This is a genomic window from Nocardioides sp. cx-169 (assembly GCF_021083605.1).
GTDB lineage: Bacteria > Actinomycetota > Actinomycetes > Propionibacteriales > Nocardioidaceae > Nocardioides.
The window spans coordinates 19,171-34,168 of record NZ_JAJNRO010000007.1; the positions used below are offsets into that span (position 1 = coordinate 19,171).

Consider the following 14,998-nt stretch of genomic DNA (forward strand, 5'->3'; position numbering starts at 1 on the left):
AATAACCCGCCGTGTGCGAGGATTGGGAGAGGTAAGAAACCCGCGAACGGACTGGGAGTCACACATGACCGAGCAGGTCGATACCACCACTGAGCGTCGCACCGACCAGATCAACCTGAGCCCGGTGGCGGCCGCCAAGGTGCAGAGCCTCCTCGCGCAGGAGGGGCGTGACGACCTCCAGCTGCGCATCTCGGTGCAGCCCGGCGGCTGCAGCGGCCTTCGCTACCAGCTGTTCTTCGACGAGCGCAGCCTCGACGGCGACGTCGTCACCGACTTCGACGGCGTCAGCGTCGTCGTCGACCGGATGAGCGTGCCCTACCTCAACGGCGCGATGATCGACTTCGTCGACAGCATCGAGAAGCAGGGCTTCACGATCGACAACCCCAACGCCACGGGCTCGTGCGCGTGCGGAGACTCCTTCCACTGATCGCAGCCGCGACGGAGCGTGTCGAGGCCCCGTGAGCCGACAAGCAGCCTGAAGCAACGACAACAGCCCCCCGCCGGGAGACCGGCGGGGGGCTGTTCGGTCTCAACAGGCCGAGGGAGAGGAGGGGTCGGCCCGTCGAGTCGGGGGCGCCTCAGTCGAGGTGCAGGTGCAACGCGTTGGCGATGCGGGTGGCCGCGTCGGAGATGCGGATCTCCCGCTTGGGGAGCTCGCGTGGGAAGTCCGCGAAGTGGATGCTGGGCGCGGGGCGGGCGGCCGCCGCGGCGGCGCGGGCCAGGTGCGCCTCCAGCCGCAGTCGGCGACCGGCGGCCTCGCAGTCGGCGCGCATCTCCTGGGGGCTGGTGAGCTCCTCGTAAGGCGTCATGCGTCGACGCTATTGGCTACTCCCGCGTAGTCCCAGCGGTACCCGTGGGTAGTGTTCGGTGTCATGTCGACCTCCGGTTCGCTGCTCATCGCAGGCTCCATCGCCTCCGACCACCTGATGACCTTCGCCGGGAAGTTCGAGGACTCGCTGGTCGTGGAGCAGCTCCACAACATCTCGGTCTCGTTTCTCGTCGAGGACCTCGAGATTCGCCGCGGCGGCGTCGCGCCCAACATGTGCTTCGGCCTGGGACGCCTGGGCCTGCGCCCGGTGCTGGTCGGCGCGGCCGGCGAGGACTTCGGCGACTACCGCTCCTGGCTCGAGCGCCACAACGTCGACTGCCACTCGGTGCACATCTCGACGACCAAGCACACCGCCCGCTTCGTCTGCACCACCGACCAGACGATGGCGCAGTTCGCGTCGTTCTACCCCGGTGCGATGAGCGAGGCCCGCCAGATCGAGCTGCAGCCGATCGTGCAGCGCGTCGGCGAGCCGGCGTACGTGCTGATCGGCGCCGACGACCCCGACGCCATGCGCCGCCACACCCACGAGTGCCGTCAGCGCGCCTACCCGTTCATCTCCGACTGCTCCCAGCAGCTGGCCTTCTCCGACGGCGAGTTGATCCGCGACCTGATCGACGGCGCCGCGATCCTGTTCTCCAACGAGTACGAGTCGCACATGATCGAGCAGAAGACCGGCTGGTCCGCCGAGGAGGTGCTCTCCCGCGTCGGCACCCAGGTGACCACGCTCGGCGCCCAGGGCGTGCGGATCACCCGCGAGGGCGAGGACGCCATCGAGATCGCGGCGGCGAAGGGGGTCGTGGCCGTGGAGCCGACCGGCGTCGGCGACGCGTTCCGGGCCGGCTTCCTCGCCGGCCTGAGCTGGGAGCTGCCGCTGGAGCGCGCCGCCCAGGTCGGCTGCGTGCTGGCGGCGTACGTCGTGGAGACCGTGGGCACCCAGGAGTACACGTTCACGCACCAGCAGTTCGTCGACCGCGTCGAGGGATCGTACGGCTCCGAGGCCGCGAAGGACGTGGCCGCGCACCTCTGAGGGCCGGTCAGGACCGGCGGCGCACCAGGAACCGGGGCGCGCCGTCGTCGGCGGTGTCCTGCCCGACGTACTCCTGATCGCGCATCCGGCACCAGGCCGGCACGTCGTAGCGTGCGGCGGGGTCGTGGGCGACGACCGCGAGCACCTGGCCCACCCCCACGTCGGCGAGGTGGCGGGCCAGCTCGATGATCGGCCGTGGGCAGGGCAGGTCACGACAGTCCAGCTCGAGCGCCGGCGTCACGGGCGCACGTCCGCCCTGATCTCGGCCACCGCGTCGGGCAGCACCGCGAGCAGGCGCTCCACCTCGTTGGCGGAGGCGTACCGGCCGAGCGAGAGTCGCACGTTGCCATGGGTGAGGGCCCCCATCGCCGCGAGCACATGGCTGGGCTCCAGCGTGGACGCCGTGCAGGCGGAGCCGCTGGCCACGGCGAGGCCGCGGCGGTCCAGAGCGTGCACCAACGCCTCCCCGTCGACGTAGAGGAACGAGAACGTCACCAGGTGGGGGAGCCGGCCCACCGGGTCGCCGACGACGTCGGTGTCGGGGATCGCGACCACCGCCGCACGGATCCGGTCGACCAGTGCCGCCTGGCGGGCCGCGGTCTCCTCGCGCTCCGCGACGACCGCCTGGAGGGCGGCGGCCGCAGCCAGGGCGGCGGGCACGTTCTCGAACCCGCTCGCCCGCTCGTCCACGCGCTCGTCGCGGGGGAACGGGCTGGTCCAGCGCACGCCCTTGCGGACCAGGAGCACTCCGACACCGGCCGGGCCGCCCCACTTGTGCGCCGACGCCGCGGCCGCCGCCCATCCCGTGGGCAGGTCCAGGCGCCCGGCGCTCGCGCACGCGTCCATGAACAGCGGCACCCCGTCGAGGCGCGCGGCCACCTCGGCCACCGGCTGCGTCGTGCCGACCTCGTGGTTCGCGGACTGCACGGCCACGACGGCGGCGCCGGTCGCAGCGGCGACCAGGTCCTCGACCAGGACCCGCCCCTCGTGGTCCACGGGCGCGGCGACGGTCTCGCCGGACGCCCACGCGGCCGCATGGAGCACCGAGGAGTGCTCGACCGCGCTGTGCACGATGCGGTCCGACACCCGGGCCCGTGCCCGGTGCAGGCCGAGCAGCCCGCGGTGCACGGCCTCGGTGCCCGAGGCCGTGAACGTCACCTCGTCCGGGCGGACCCCCAGGCTCTCGGCCACCACCGCGCGCGCGTTGTCGAGCAGCAGCCGCGCGTTTCGACCGGGCCGGTGCAGGCGCCGCGGGTCGGCGTACCCCTGGTCAAGCGCCGCCAGGAACGTGTCGCGGGCCGCCGGGTGGAGGGGCTCGGCCGAGCCCGAGTCGAGATAGGCGGTCACAGCAGGAGGCTACCGGCGACCCGGTCGGTCACCGGAGGGGCGATTCGGATAGTGTTCTTCCTTGATGTGACCGTCTGAGAGGAAGGCTCGTTCGTGGGTCTGCAACTCCCCGAGCGTAGGGCAGGATCTGGCGTTCTTGGCCGCCGGATATCGCTCCTCGCCCTGCTTGGCATCGGCCTGTTCGCCCTCTCCGGGTGCGGCTCCGACTCTGGTGAGTGGGAGCGTCTCGCGATGCCTGACCCCGCCACCGTCGAGGGCGAGTCCATCCTGTCCCTGTGGCAGGGGGCCTGGATCGCCGCGCTCATCACCGGCGTCGTCGTCTGGGGTCTGATCTTCTACTCGGCCCTGCACTTCCGCCGTCGCAGCGACGACGAGATCCCGATCCAGACCCGCTACAACCTGCCGCTGGAGATCTTCTACACGATCTTCCCGGTGATCATGGTGATCGTGTTCTTCTCGCACACCGTGCGGGTCCAGAACGAGGTCCTCGAGGACACGCCGCCCGACAACACGATCACCGTCGTGGGGCAGCAGTGGACCTGGACGTTCAACCACCCCTACGGCGAGGAGTACGTCGTCGAGGGGGGCGAGGGCAACGTCATCCCGGTCCTCTACCTGCCGGTCAACGAGACCACCCGCTTCAACCTGGTCACCCCCGACGTGATCCACGACTTCGGGGTGCCCGGCTTCCTCATGAAGATGGACGTCGTGCCCGGCCAGATGAACTCCTACCAGGTCACGCCGAAGCGCATCGGCGAGTACGCCGGCAAGTGCTACGAGCTCTGCGGCGTCTACCACTCACGCATGCTGTTTACGGTCAAGGTCGTCTCCCGCGACGACTACGACGCCTACCTCCAGGAGCTCGAGGACGCCGGCGAGGTGTACGACGAGCCGATCCTGGGTGGCGCCTACGCCGACACCCAGGCAGGCCTCGACACCGACGACGAGCCCGAGGTCGGCCTGGATCCCGACGATTCCGAGGAGGGGTCCGAGTGACCACCACCGCCGCGAGATCGGCCGACGTCACCGCCGGCCGCAAGCCGCTCGGCCAGCAGCTGGTCCGGATCATGACCACGACCGATCACAAGCTGATCGGCAAGATGTACCTGATCACCTCGTTCGGCTGGTTCATGATCGGCGGCCTCATGGCCATGCTGATCCGCTCCGAGCTGGCGTTCCCTGACCAGCAGATCGTCAACGACGAGCTGTACAACCAGCTGTTCACGATGCACGGCACGATCATGCTGCTGCTGTTCGCCACGCCGCTGTTCTTCGGCTTCGCCAACGTGATCATGCCGATCCAGATCGGCTCGCCCGACGTGGCGTTCCCTCGCCTGAACATGTTCAGCTACTGGCTGTTCCTCTTCGGCGGCCTCATCGCCGCCTCGGGCTTCCTGACCCCCCAGGGTGCGGCCGACTTCGGCTGGTTCGCCTACACCCCGCTCTCGGACTCCGTGCGCTCACCCGGCGTCGGCGGCGACCTGTGGATCATGGGCCTGTGGATGGCTGGCCTCGGCACCATCCTCGGCGCGGTCAACTTCATCACCACGATCATCTGCATGCGCGCACCCGGCATGACGATGTTCCGGATGCCGCTGTTCGTGTGGAACACGCTGATCACCAGCCTGCTGGTCCTGATCGCGTTCCCCGTGCTCGCCGGGGCGCTGCTCTCGCTCGAGGCCGACCGGATCCTGGGCGCCCACGTCTTCGACACCGCCCACGGCGGTGCCATCTTGTGGCAGCACCTGTTCTGGTTCTTCGGGCACCCGGAGGTCTACATCATCGCGCTGCCGTTCTTCGGCATCGTGACCGAGATCCTGCCCGTCTTCAGCCGCAAGCCGCTCTTCGGCTACGTCGGCCTGGTCGGTGCCACCCTCGCCATCGCGATCCTGTCCGTGGCGGTGTGGGCCCACCACATGTTCGTCACCGGCTCGGTGAATCTCGCATTCTTCTCGGGGATGACCTTCTTGATCGCGGTGCCGACAGGAGTGAAGTTCTTCAACTGGATCGGCACGATGTGGGGCGGGTCGGTCTCCTTCGACACCCCCATGCTCTGGTCGATCGGCTTCCTCACCACCTTCCTGTTCGGTGGCCTGACCGGCATCATCCTGGCGTCGCCGCCGCTGGACTTCCACGTGTCGGACTCCTACTTCGTGGTGGCGCACTTCCACTACGTGGTGTTCGGGACGGTGGTGTTCGCGATGTTCGCGGGCTTCTACTACTGGTGGCCCAAGATGACCGGGCGGATGCTCGACGAGCGGCTGGGCAAGATCCACTTCTGGCTGCTGTTCGTGGGCTTCCACCTGACGTTCCTGGTCCAGCACTGGCTGGGGGTGGAGGGCATGCCGCGTCGCTACGCCGACTACCTGCCCGGTGACGGCTTCACCACCCTCAACCAGATCTCCACGGTGGGCGCGTTCCTGCTGGGCGCCTCGACGCTGCCGTTCCTCTACAACGTCTACGTCTCGCGGCGCTCGCCGCTGGTGGGCGTGGACGACCCGTGGGGCTGGGGCCGCTCGCTGGAGTGGGCCACGAGCAGCCCCCCGCCGCGGCACAACTTCGTCTCCATCCCGCGCATCCGCTCGGAGTCGCCGGCCTTCGACCTGCACCACCCCGAGATCGCCGCGATCGAGCTGGACGAGAACCGCGCCGCCCGCGACGGTCGCTTCGCCGACGCCCCCGACATGGAGGGGCGCGAGGAGTTGATCGAGGAGCGCACTGACGACGACACCCCGAGGGACAACGCCTGATGAAGTCCGAGACCTGGATGTTCGCCATCTGCACCGTGTTCCTGGTGCTGGTGACTCCCGCCTACTGGTTCGTCACCGAGGGCTCCGACAAGGGCGGTGACTGGACGGGCACCTCCGCGCTCACCATGACCGCGCTGCTGACCCTGATGATCACGCTGTACCTCGGCTTCCACGCCAAGAAGATGGAGCCGCGCCCCGAGGACCGCAAGGACGCGGAGATCGCCGACGGGGCCGGGGAGCTCGGGTTCTTCCCGCCCTACAGCTGGTGGCCGCTGTGGTGCGCCCTCACGCTCGGCGTGATGGTCGCCGCCATCGCCGCCAGCGCCTGGTGGCTGATGATCATCGGCGCGGTGCTCGGGGCGATCGCGCTGACCGGGCTGGTCTTCGAGTACTACCGGGGCGAGCACGCCCACTGACTCACCCTGGTGGGCGAGGAGCGCGGCTTATAGGGGGCCCCGGGTTATCCTGGGTGAGTTGGCCGCGCGCGGCCGACTCATGTCCGGCACCGCCTCCCCGGGAGTTCCCTCATCATGCCCAGCCGCCGCCTGGTCGGCGCCTCCGCGCTGCTCCTCGCCAGCCTCGCCCTCACCGCCTGTGATGCGGGATCCGCGCTGAGCGACAGTTCCGACGGCCCTTCGGGGCCGGCCCGCTCCGGTGCCGCCGGCACCGATTCTCAGGAGCCCGCCGGCCGGCTCGTCGCCAACGTCAAGCGCGGGGCCACGGTGCCCGTGGACAAGATCGTGTCGGTCCGCGCCACCGATGCCCGGCTCACCGAGGTCACGCTCTCGTCGAGCTCCGGCTCGGTGAGCGGCGCGCTCGCGGACGACGGCCGCACCTGGACCGCCTCGGACCGGCTGGAGCCGGGGGAGTCCTACACCGTCAAGGCGCTCGCCCAGGGGGCCGACGGCGCCCCTGTGCGCCGTACCACCTCGTTTGCGACGCAGGCGCTGACGCTCGACGACCAGACCTACCCCTCCGTCGCGCCGCTGGCCGGCGAGACCGTCGGCGTCGGGATGCCGGTCATCGTCTCCTTTGACGTGCCGGTGACCGACCGGGCCGAGTTCGAGCGCCACATGAAGGTGACCTCGGAGCCCGCCCAGCGCGGCTCCTGGCACTGGCTGTCGGCCAACGAGGCCCACTGGCGCCCGGCGAAGTACTGGCAGGCCGGCACCAAGGTCTCCGTCGACGTGGATGTCAACGGCGTCGCCGCCGGCAACGGCGTCTACGGCCAGGAGGACCGGGAGGTCGACTTCGAGGTGGGCGATGCCCACGTCTACAAGGTCGATGCGGCCGCCCACCACATGTCGGTCTTCTCCAACGGCAAGCTACTGCGCACGCTGCCCATCACCACCGGCAAGCCGGGCTTCACCACCCGCTCCGGCACCAAGGTGATCATGGAGAAGTACGACCGCAAGCGGATGAACTCCGAGACCGTCGGAATCGCCGCCGGCAGTGCCGACGCCTACGACATCGACAACGTGCAGTGGGCCATGCGAGTCACCGCCTCCGGCGAGTTCATCCACGCCGCCCCCTGGTCCACCGGCTCCCAGGGCCACGCCAACGTCTCTCACGGCTGCACCGGCATGAGCACCGCCGACGCCGGCTGGCTCTACGAGATGTCCCGCCGCGGCGACGTCGTGGAGTACACCGGCACCGACCGTCCCATGACCCTCGACAACGGCTACGGCGACTGGAACGCATCCTTCGCCGACTACGCCAAGGGCTCCGCCCTCCGCTGACCACGTTGCTGGAGGCCCGATCGCGGTTCCCGAACGGGCGTCCCTTCACCTCCGCGGAGGCTCGCGAGCACGGGCTCACGTGGCCGCAGCAGCGCGCGCTGGTGAGGGAGCGCCTGCTCGCCCCACCCTGTTCGCGACGTCGATGCGATGCCGGATCTCACCGATGATCTGGAGCTGCGTCTCGAGATGCTGCGGCTGGTGGTGCCGCGCGACTGTGTGGTGACCGACGGCGAGGAGCCGCGCACGCACGACCAGGGCAGGCGCGGCCGGATGGCGACGCACCCCGGCTGGATCATCGTGGTCGTCCACAAGGAGAACATGTTCGGTCGCCATCAGGACGTGCACCTGCTGCTCCGGGCCGGACTCGAGCGGGCGCTGCGCCGGCCGATCCTGCGTTCCCCAGTCACCATCTCACCGCAAATGACGCTGACCCGTCAGAAAGTCTCTGACGGGTCAGCGGTGGTGCTGTGCAGCGGGGGACGGGTCAGTGGTCTCCGCGGAGGTGTTCGCCCTCGACCGGGTGGATGCCGTCGAACTGGTGGCCGTCGGCCGCGTGACCCTCGAGGGAGGCCTGGAGCTCATGCTCGTGCTCCGCGTGGTGCTCGGCTTCCTCGAGCTCGGTCTTGGTGACCGGCTGGATGTTGTCGGCGAACATCAGGGCCGACAGCTTGGCGCGCAGGCCGTCGAGACGCCCCCGCTTGGCCGGGATGCCGTTCTCGTCGGTCTCGCTGCCGGGCGTCCACACCTCGTCGGGGTCACGCGCGGTCAGCGTGTAGGCCTCGGCCTGGCCGATCGGCAGGTGCCGCTCGGAGTAGCCGCCCTCGGGGGAGCGCATGATGACGCCGGTCTCGTAGCCGTGGAGCAGCCGCTCCTTGTCCTGACGCTGCAACGAGATGCACCAGCGCCGGGTGATGATGAACGCGATCACCGGCCCTATGAACACCGCAGCACGCATGAAGTACGTGATCTGGTTGATGCTCAGGTGCAGCTTGATGGCGATGATGTCGTTGCCGCCCGCGGCCCACATCAGACCGTAGAACGTCATCAGCGCGACCATCGTCGCCGTCCGCGTCGGGGCGTCGCGGGGGCGCTCGAGCAGGTGGTGATCACGCTTGTCCTTGGTGATCCACGACTCGAGGAACGGCAGCAGCATCAAGATCGTGAACATCAGCCCCGGCAGGATGATGATCGGGACCAGCACGTTCCACGACAGCGTGACGCCCAGGAACGAGGACTCCCACCCGGGCATGATCCGCAGGGCGCCGTCCGGCCAGCCCATGTACCAGTCGGGCTGGGAGCCGGCGGTGACCTTGGTCGGGTCGTAGGGCCCGTACTTCCACACCGGGTTGATCGTCAGCAGCCCGCCCATGATCGCGGTCATGCCGAAGACGATGAAGAAGAAGCCGCCGGCCTTGGCCGCGTAGACGGGGAGCATCGGGAAGCCCACCACGTTCTGCTCGGTCCGTCCGGGACCGGGCCACTGCGTGTGCTTGTGGTAGACGAGCAGCAGCATGTGAGCCGCGATCAGGGCCAGCAGCAGGCCGGGGATCAGCAGCACGTGGACGATGTAGAGACGCGGGATGATCGCCTCGCCGGGGAACTCCCCGCCGAAGAGGAAGAACGACATGTAGGTGCCCACGACCGGCATGGACTTCATGAAGCCGTCGGCCGCGCGGATGCCGGTGCCGGAGAGCAGGTCGTCGGGCAGCGAGTAGCCGGTGAAGCCCTCCAGCGTGCCGAGCAGCAGCAGCAGGCTGCCGATGACCCAGTTGAGCTCACGCGGCTTGCGGAATGCGCCCGTGAAGTACACGCGCATCATGTGGATCATCATTGAGGCGATGAAGAGCATGGCGGCCCAGTGGTGCATCTGCCGCATGAGCAGACCGCCACGGACGTCGAAGGACAGGTGCAGTGTCGAGGCGAGCGCCTCGGACATGTTCACACCGCGCAGCAGGTTGTAGGAGCCCTGGTACTCGACCTCGGCCATGCTCGGGGTGTACCAGAGCGTCAGGAAGATGCCGGTGAGGAGCAGCACCACGAAGCTCCACAGCGCGATCTCGCCGAGCATGAAGGACCAGTGGTCCGGGAAGACCTTGCGCAGGTTCTTCTTCATGGCGGTGGCGAGGCCGAGGCGCTCGTCGGCCCAGTTGGCGACGGCGCCGGCCTTGCCGGGCTTCTTGGGCGTGGCCGCGGTGGTGGTATTGCTGTCGGCGACCTTGCTCGTGTCGACGCTCATGAGTCACGCTCCCAGAAGCTCGGGCCCACAGGCTCGGTGAAGTCGCTCTGCGCGACGAGGAAGCCCTCCTCGTCGACCATGAGCGGCAGCTGGGGCAGAGCCCGCGCCGCGGGGCCGAACACGACCTTGCCGGAGTCGGCGAGATCGAAGGTGGACTGGTGGCACGGGCACAGGAGGTGATGGGTCTTGCGCTCGTTGAGGGAGATCGGGCACCCGACGTGGGTGCAGATCTTGGAGTAGCAGACGATCCCGTCGACCGACCAGTTCTCCCGGCCCTTGCCGGGGGTGATGTCGGAGGGGTCCATGCGGAGCAGGATCACCGCGGCCTTGGACTTGGCGATCTGGAGGTCGGCGCCATGCAGGACGTGCTCGCCGTCCTCGTCGACGGCGAAGACGATCTCCGGCTCCGCGTTGACCAGGTCGCCGATCTCGAGGTCGGCCACGTTGATCGGGGTGCCGACGACGTCGCGAACGACGCGCATGCCCTTCTTCCACACGGTGTGGTAGAGCGCGTCACCCGGCAGCGGACCGAGGTCGCGCAGCATCACGATGGCGGGGAGCCCGAGCAGGCCGACCGCTCCGAGGAGCGAGTTGCGCACCAGCGGACGGCGCGCGATGCCGGACTCCTCGAGCCCGAGCTGCAGTGCCTCCACGGTCGCCGCTCGGTCCTCGTCGGAGGACCGAGCGGGGTGACGCATCTCGACGAGCTCTTGGTCGCTCATCAGCTTGCGGGCCCACTGGATGATGCCGATGCCGATGAAGAGCAGGGCGAGGCCGAGCGTCGAGCCCAGCGCGAGGGTCGAGGCGGCGAAGCCGGCGACCGTCGTGTGGTTGTCACCGATGTCGAGGGTGAAGTAGGCGACCAGGAAGAGGATCACGCACACCGCGGACAGGCCGAACAGGGAGGCGACCTGGCGCTCCGCGCGCTTGGCCAGCCGCTCGTCGACGTCGGTGGGACGCCAGGAGTGCTGGGGCAGACCCGGGTCGGGCACCGCCGGGACGTGGTCGGTGCCCTCCGCCCGAGTCACGCTGTGGTCGTGGTCGATGCTCACGCGTCCGCTCCCTTCGAGGGCTGCTTGGTGGAGCGGGTGGTGTGGGCAGCGATCCAGATGGCGAAGCCGACCAGGCCGCCGATGCCGAGGAGCCAGGCGAACACGCCCTCGCTCACGGGGCCGAGGCCGCCGAGACTGAAGCCGCCGTACTCGGGCTGCTCGCGCAGCTCCTCGATGTAGGCGATGACGTCACGCTTCTCCTCGGGGGAGAGGTTGCCGTCGGAGAAGACGTCCATGTTGCCGGGGCCGGTGAGCATGGCCTCGTAGATGTGCTCCGGGGAGGTGCCCATGATGCTGGGCGCCGCGCCGCCGCGGGGCATGGCTCCGCCGTTGCCGTTGAAGTTGTGGCAGGCGGTGCAGTTGGTGAGGAAGATCTGGCTGCCGCGCGAGATCGCCTCCTCCTGCTCCTCGGGGCTGAGGTTGTCGATGCTGTACTCCTCAGGGTCCGGGATGGCCGGCCCCGGGCCGAGTGAGCCGACGTAGGCCGACAGCGCCTCGATCTCCTGCTGGTTGAAGACCGGCGGCTTGCTGGCGGTCTGCGCACCCGGCTGGGTGAGCGGCATCCGGCCGGTCTCGAGCTGGAAGTCGGCCGACGCCGCGCCGACACCGATCAGCGGCGGGCCGTACTGGGTGCCGCCCTCGGTGAGGACGCCCTCGCCGTTCTTGCCGTGGCAGAAGGCACAGCTGACGAGGAACAGCTCGCGCCCCTCGGCGATGAGCTCTTCCTCGGAGTCTGCGGACCCTGCCTGGGCAGGGGCGAAGGCGGCGTACATGCTCCCGGTCAGCACGAGGCCGAGCATGAGCATGACGATGCCGGCCAGTCGGCCGCGGCGATGCCGCGACAGGCGTCCGGCGGTTCGGTTCAGGAGGCGCACGATAAGTCCTTGCGAGGTCACTGGATGAGGTAGATCGTGGCGAACAGCCCGATCCACACGACGTCGACGAAGTGCCAGTAGTACGAGACGACGATCGCGCTGACCGCCTGCTCATGGGTGAACTTGCGCGCGATGTAGGTGCGCCCGAGGACGAACAGGAACGCGATCAGCCCGCCCGTCACGTGGATCCCGTGGAACCCGGTGGTCAGGTAGAACATCGTGCCGTAGGCCGAGTCCGGGATCGTGATCCCTTCCTGGATCAGCGTGGCGTACTCGACGGCCTGACCGGCGATGAAGATCGCGCCCATGATGTAGGTGAGGATGAACCACTCGCGCAGCCCCCAGCCCTTGATGGCGAGGAGCGAGCCGGAGCGGCCCACCTGGCCCCGCTCGGCGGCGAAGACGCCGAGCTGGCAGGTGAGTGACGACAGCACCAGGATCGTGGTGTTGATCGCCGCGAACGGCACGTCGAGCATCGCTGTGTTCTGGGCCCACAGGTCGGTGCTCACCGCCCTGATCGTGAAGTACGACGCGAACAGGGCGGCGAAGAACATCAGCTCGCTCGCGAGCCAGATGATGGTCCCCACCGCGACCATGCTCGGGCGGTCGTGATGCCCGTGTAGCCGGGATGCCGGAATCGGAGCTGTCGCAGTCGTCGCCACGAGAATCATTATGTCGGTCGCTGCGCCCCGAGGGCGACCCGGCCCCCTCCCCAAGGGGGTCATAAAGTTCTGAACGTGCCCGCACCACCGCTCCTCACCGCCCTGGCCGCAGCCGAGAGCCTGTCCCAGCCCTCGTTCGCCTCGTTCTTCACCGAGTGGTCCCTTGCTCCGCTGCCGCTCGTGCTCACGGTCTGGGCGGTCGGCCTCTACGCGCTCGGGGTGCGGGAGCTGCGCCGCCGAGGCGACCGCTGGCCCGTGGGCCGCACGATCGCGTTCGGCGTGGGGATCGGGTGCTTCTACGTCGCGACGTCGTCCGGCCTGGCGGCCTACGACACGACGTTGCTGAGCCTGCACATGGTCCAGCACATGGTGCTGTCGATGCTGGTGCCCCTGGCGTTGGCGATGTCGGCACCCGTCACCCTCGCGCTGCGGACCCTGCCGGGCACTCCCCGCCGCTGGCTGCTGGCGGTCCTCCACTCACGGGTGGCGGCGGTGCTCTCGTTCGCCCCGCTGGCCTTCGCCCTGTACGTCGTGTCGCCCTGGGCGCTCTACTTCTCCGGGTGGTACGAGGCCTCGCTGCACTCGGTCTACGTGCACGAGATGATGCACGTGCACCTGGTCCTGGTCGGGTCGCTGTTCTTCTGGCCGCTCGTGGGCGTCGACCCCCTGCCCGGGCGGGTGGGCTACCCGTTCCGGGTGTTGCTGACCATGCTCACGCTGCCCTTCCACGCCTTCCTGGGCGTCACGATCATGGGCCAGGAGACGCTCCTGGGCGGCGACTGGTACCCCTCGCTGGCCGACGGGCCGATGGGCTCGTGGCTCCCCGACCCGTACGACGACCAGCACCTTGCGGGCGGCATCCTCTGGGGCGCCGGGGACCTGGTCGGACTGTCCTTCTTCGCCGTCCTCTTCGCGCAGTGGGTGCGCTCGTCGTTCCAGGAGGCGCGCCGGGAGGACCGGCGGCTCGATCTCCAGGAGGCGCGCGAGCGCGCCGTCGCGCCTGGGGCGAGCGGGTCCGACCCCGAGCGGTAGCATGCCGCTCGTGAGCGACTCGACGAACCCCAAGCTCAAGGTCCTGGTCTACAGCGACGACGTGACCACCCGTCAGCAGGTGATCCTTGCGCTGGGGCGCCGACCCCACCCCGACCTGCCCGAGCTCACCTATGTCGAGGTGGCGACCGAGCCGGTCGTCATCCAGAACATGGACGCGGGTGACATCGACCTGGTGATCCTCGACGGCGAGGCCGTGCCGGCCGGTGGGCTCGGCATCGCCAAGCAGCTCAAGGACGAGATCTACCAGTGCCCGCCGGTGCTGGTGCTGATCGGCCGTCCGCAGGACGCCTGGCTCGCGACCTGGTCGCGCGCGGAGGCCGTGGTGGCCCACCCGATCGACCCGATCCAGCTCGCGGAGGCCGTGGTCGCGCTGCTGCGGGCGCGGGTCCCCGCCCAGGCGTGACCTGGCCCGACGTCCTCGGCGCCCTCGTCGCGGGCTCCGACCTGACGGCCGAGCAGGCCACCTGGGCCATGGGGGAGATCCTCTCCGGGGAGGCGACTGCGGCCCAGATCGCCGGCTTCGCCGTCGCCCTGCGGGCCAAGGGCGAGACCATCGACGAGGTCACCGGCCTGGTCGAGGCGATGTACGAGCGGCGTACCCGGATCTCGGTGCCCGGGCGCCTGCTGGATGTCGTCGGCACCGGGGGTGACCGCTCCATGTCGGTCAACATCTCGACCATGGCGGCGATCGTGGCCGCCGGAGCCGGGGCGAAGGTCGTCAAGCACGGCAACAGGTCCGCCTCCTCGCAGTCCGGCAGCGCCGACGTGCTGGAGGTGCTCGGGATCCGCCTGGACCTGCCGCCGGAGCGGGTCGCGCAGGTGGCGGAGGACGCCGGCATCACGTTCTGCTTCGCCGCAGCCTTCAACCCGGCCATGCGCCACACCGCGGTGCCGCGCCGCGAGCTCGGCATCGGCACCACCTTCAACTTCCTCGGCCCCCTGGCCAACCCCGCCCGTCCGGCCGCGCAGGCGATCGGCTGCGCCGACTCGCGGATGGCGCCGGTGATGGCCGGCGTCTTCGCCCACCGCGGCGCGGACGCCTGGGTGTTCCGCGGCGACGACGGGCTGGACGAGCTGACCACCACCACGACCTCCTCGGTGTGGCACGTGCACGCGGGCGAGGTGCGGGCCACGACGGTCGACCCCGCCGCCCTGGGCCTCGCCCCGGCCACCGCGGCAGACCTGCGCGGCGGTGACGCCGCCCACAACGCCGAGGTCGTACGGCGCACGCTCGCGTCGGAGCGCGGGCCGGTGCGCGACGCGGTCGTACTCAACGCGGGTGCAGCGCTGGCGGTCTACGACCAGCCGGCCGCCTCGGTCGAGGAGGCGCTGCCCGCGGGCATCGCCCGCGCCGAGCAGGCGATCGACTCGGGTGCCGCGCAGGCCGCGCTCGAGCGCTGGATCGCCGCCACCGCTGACTGACTCGAG

Annotated in this window: 17 protein-coding genes; 9 read left to right on the forward strand and 8 right to left on the reverse strand. The window is 69.5% G+C overall.

The window, feature by feature from the left end:
• Positions 1-64 precede the first annotated feature (64 nt).
• Positions 65-427 (forward strand): iron-sulfur cluster insertion protein ErpA, encoded by a 363-nt coding sequence (gene erpA / locus LRP67_RS11265; RefSeq protein ID WP_231242431.1) that lies wholly within the window; start codon positions 65-67, stop codon positions 425-427.
• Positions 428-578: 151 nt separating this feature from the next.
• Here erpA and LRP67_RS11270 read toward each other — a convergent pair whose 3' ends face one another.
• Positions 579-809, reverse strand: coding sequence for a hypothetical protein (locus LRP67_RS11270; protein ID WP_231270272.1), 231 nt, complete (start codon positions 807-809; stop codon positions 579-581).
• Between the two features lie 63 nt (positions 810-872).
• On the opposite strand from LRP67_RS11270, the gene LRP67_RS11275 reads away from it, so the two are divergent.
• Positions 873-1,856, forward strand: a complete 984-nt coding sequence (locus LRP67_RS11275; RefSeq protein ID WP_231242433.1) for a carbohydrate kinase family protein — start codon at positions 873-875, stop codon at positions 1,854-1,856.
• Positions 1,857-1,863: 7 nt separating this feature from the next.
• Here the strand turns inward: LRP67_RS11275 and LRP67_RS11280 are convergent, their stop codons facing one another.
• Together LRP67_RS11280 and LRP67_RS11285 are read right to left on the reverse strand one after the other, a co-directional pair.
• Positions 1,864-2,097: a sulfurtransferase TusA family protein gene (locus LRP67_RS11280; protein ID WP_231270273.1), complete on the reverse strand. Its 234-nt coding sequence runs from the start codon at positions 2,095-2,097 to the stop codon at positions 1,864-1,866.
• Positions 2,094-3,203: an aminotransferase class V-fold PLP-dependent enzyme gene (locus LRP67_RS11285; RefSeq protein ID WP_231270274.1), complete on the reverse strand. Its 1,110-nt coding sequence runs from the start codon at positions 3,201-3,203 to the stop codon at positions 2,094-2,096. The genes LRP67_RS11280 and LRP67_RS11285 overlap by 4 nt, the downstream gene beginning before the upstream one ends.
• 93 nt (positions 3,204-3,296) lie before the next feature.
• Here LRP67_RS11285 and coxB point away from each other — a divergent pair, with 93 nt between their 5' ends.
• The 4 genes from coxB to LRP67_RS11305 all read left to right on the forward strand — a co-directional run bounded on the left by coxB (position 3,297) and on the right by LRP67_RS11305 (position 7,692).
• A complete protein-coding gene (gene coxB / locus LRP67_RS11290; protein WP_308189735.1) occupies positions 3,297-4,199 on the forward strand; it encodes a cytochrome c oxidase subunit II in 903 nt (300 codons plus the stop codon).
• Positions 4,196-5,953 carry a cytochrome c oxidase subunit I gene (gene ctaD / locus LRP67_RS11295; RefSeq protein WP_374107413.1) on the forward strand — a complete coding sequence of 586 codons (1,758 nt, stop codon included), beginning with the start codon at positions 4,196-4,198 and terminating at the stop codon, positions 5,951-5,953. The genes coxB and ctaD overlap by 4 nt, the downstream gene beginning before the upstream one ends.
• Complete coding sequence (locus LRP67_RS11300; protein WP_231270275.1) at positions 5,953-6,369, forward strand: cytochrome c oxidase subunit 4; 417 nt, start codon at positions 5,953-5,955, stop codon at positions 6,367-6,369. Before ctaD ends, LRP67_RS11300 begins: the two co-directional genes overlap by 1 nt.
• A 114-nt stretch (positions 6,370-6,483) precedes the next feature.
• On the forward strand, positions 6,484-7,692 hold the full coding sequence (locus LRP67_RS11305; protein ID WP_231270276.1) for an Ig-like domain-containing protein: 1,209 nt from the start codon (positions 6,484-6,486) through the stop codon (positions 7,690-7,692).
• A 75-nt stretch (positions 7,693-7,767) separates the two neighbouring features.
• On the opposite strand, the gene LRP67_RS11310 is transcribed toward LRP67_RS11305, so the two are convergent.
• From LRP67_RS11310 to LRP67_RS11330, 5 genes are all read right to left on the reverse strand, one after another.
• Positions 7,768-8,037: a hypothetical protein gene (locus LRP67_RS11310; RefSeq protein WP_231270277.1), complete on the reverse strand. Its 270-nt coding sequence runs from the start codon at positions 8,035-8,037 to the stop codon at positions 7,768-7,770.
• Between the two features lie 139 nt (positions 8,038-8,176).
• Positions 8,177-9,928, reverse strand: coding sequence for a cytochrome bc complex cytochrome b subunit (locus tag LRP67_RS11315; protein WP_231270278.1), 1,752 nt, complete (start codon positions 9,926-9,928; stop codon positions 8,177-8,179).
• Positions 9,925-10,974, reverse strand: coding sequence for a ubiquinol-cytochrome c reductase iron-sulfur subunit (locus tag LRP67_RS11320; protein ID WP_231270429.1), 1,050 nt, complete (start codon positions 10,972-10,974; stop codon positions 9,925-9,927). The genes LRP67_RS11315 and LRP67_RS11320 overlap by 4 nt, the downstream gene beginning before the upstream one ends.
• Before the next feature lie 2 nt (positions 10,975-10,976).
• The gene (locus LRP67_RS11325; protein WP_374107414.1) at positions 10,977-11,855 is read right to left on the reverse strand and encodes a c-type cytochrome; all 879 of its coding nucleotides are present in this window, start codon (positions 11,853-11,855) and stop codon (positions 10,977-10,979) included.
• Between the two features lie 17 nt (positions 11,856-11,872).
• A complete protein-coding gene (locus LRP67_RS11330) occupies positions 11,873-12,526 on the reverse strand; it encodes a heme-copper oxidase subunit III (RefSeq protein ID WP_269211462.1) in 654 nt (217 codons plus the stop codon).
• 66 nt (positions 12,527-12,592) lie between these two features.
• On the opposite strand from LRP67_RS11330, the gene LRP67_RS11335 reads away from it, so the two are divergent.
• The 3 genes from LRP67_RS11335 to trpD are packed head-to-tail and all read left to right on the forward strand — an operon-like array spanning position 12,593 to position 14,992.
• Positions 12,593-13,549 carry a cytochrome c oxidase assembly protein gene (locus LRP67_RS11335; protein ID WP_231270280.1) on the forward strand — a complete coding sequence of 319 codons (957 nt, stop codon included), beginning with the start codon at positions 12,593-12,595 and terminating at the stop codon, positions 13,547-13,549.
• A gap of 1 nt (position 13,550) precedes the next feature.
• Positions 13,551-13,973, forward strand: coding sequence for a hypothetical protein (locus LRP67_RS11340; RefSeq protein WP_374107415.1), 423 nt, complete (start codon positions 13,551-13,553; stop codon positions 13,971-13,973).
• Positions 13,970-14,992: an anthranilate phosphoribosyltransferase gene (gene trpD, locus LRP67_RS11345; protein ID WP_231270282.1), complete on the forward strand. Its 1,023-nt coding sequence runs from the start codon at positions 13,970-13,972 to the stop codon at positions 14,990-14,992. Before LRP67_RS11340 ends, trpD begins: the two co-directional genes overlap by 4 nt.
• Positions 14,993-14,998: the final 6 nt, after the last annotated feature.